This is a genomic window from Colwellia sp. TT2012 (genome assembly GCF_001440345.1).
GTDB lineage: Bacteria > Pseudomonadota > Gammaproteobacteria > Enterobacterales > Alteromonadaceae > Colwellia.
On record NZ_LJYX01000048.1, the window covers coordinates 1 to 1,565 of the forward strand.

Sequence of the window (1,565 nt, forward strand, 5' to 3'; positions counted from 1 at the left end):
GGCGTTAAATGGTTTTGCAGACTTCGGCATAATTAAAACTTTAAAAGGGAATTTAATGAAAATAATATTTACTCAACTGTATATATTGTTGTTTAGTTCATTTATATCTATTACTAGTCAAGCCAATGTACTTGTTGAAGGGATCTGGCAAACTTCGATTGATGATCACGGAACAACTAAAAGGCTAGTAATAACAATTAAGCGCAATGAAGATTTTAAATTGATCGCATTTATGGATTCACCTGATGATGGTTGGATGGAAATACCTGCTTTAATTACCGTAGATTCCAACAATGTTTCATTATACTTCTCTACCATTGGCGCAAAGTTGGAGGGTCTTTTAAAGCATGGTGGTAAATTAATCGAAGCAAAATTAATTTGGCCTGACAGTGTTAATAAAGTACAACTTAAACGGATCAGTGTCGCCCCCAGAGTTTCATCTTCTGCATATTCAACTAATCCTGTAAACGTTGAACTTGAAAAGTATATCACTTCAATTTCTGCGCTAGATAATGAAAAATCAGCACAATTAGAAAAATATTCTAATCAGCTTCCCTTTTTAAATTCAGTACTTGTTTATGAAAAAGGCAATGTTGTTACAGAAAATTATTTTAACGGTCTTGATGAAAATTATGTGGCCAATATAAAATCAGCTAGTAAATCTGTTATTTCAATGCTGGTAGGAATTGCGTTAGATAAAAACTTGTTAAACAGTATCGACGATAGAGTATTGGATATATTGCCAGAATATGTAAATCCAGCAATGGACAGTCGTTTAAATGATATCACTATTCGGCACTTATTAAGTATGCGTGCGGGATTTAAATATAATGAAATGGATTTTTACCTACCAGGGCAACATCCAATCTGGGATGCACAAGATTCTGTGAAAGCTATTTTTGCCCTACCATTAGCTCATACACCGGGTGAACGGTACGCTTACGCGACCCCTCAAACGCATCTATTAACTGCTATTCTCACTAAAGTTACTAAAATGGATGTTTTGAGTTTTGCGAATAAATTCCTATTTCATCCTCTAAATATTAAAGGCGTTACATGGCGTAAAACCTTTGATGGCATATATATGGGCGGGTCTGATATGTTTATGACACCAAGAGAGATGTTACAGTTAGGTGTTTTATACCTTAATGATGGGGAGTTTAATGGCAAACAAATCATCAGCAAAACTTGGATTAAGCAATCCATAAAAGGAGACCATCCTTTAAGTAAAATTTCATCAATAGATACTTATGGATATTTATGGAAAAAATGGAATGTAAATGGGTTTGAAGCTTATAGAGCAGCAGGTTTTGGTGGGCAATATATTATTAATATTCCATCTTTATCAATGACTATTGTTACAACATCTAATCCTCGTAATTTATCAGGTAATGATAATAATTCAGATAAAATAATGGACATGGTTTCATCTGAAATAGTGAAATAGTCATATTGCTGGTGATAAAACCACTTAACAAGGCATTCAAACGGACAAAAAATAGTTGGTTGTTTTCACTCCGTTCTACATTATAACCAACAATTTTTTGCCGCTTAATGCGGCGTTA

The 1,565-nt window shown here is 33.8% G+C and carries 1 protein-coding gene; it reads left to right on the forward strand.

Annotated features, from left to right (window positions below):
- Positions 1-1,447: serine hydrolase domain-containing protein (locus tag ASU03_RS18525; RefSeq protein WP_057833245.1), on the forward strand; the 1,447-nt coding region annotated here is incomplete at its 5' end.
- Between the last annotated feature and the right edge of the window lie 118 nt (positions 1,448-1,565).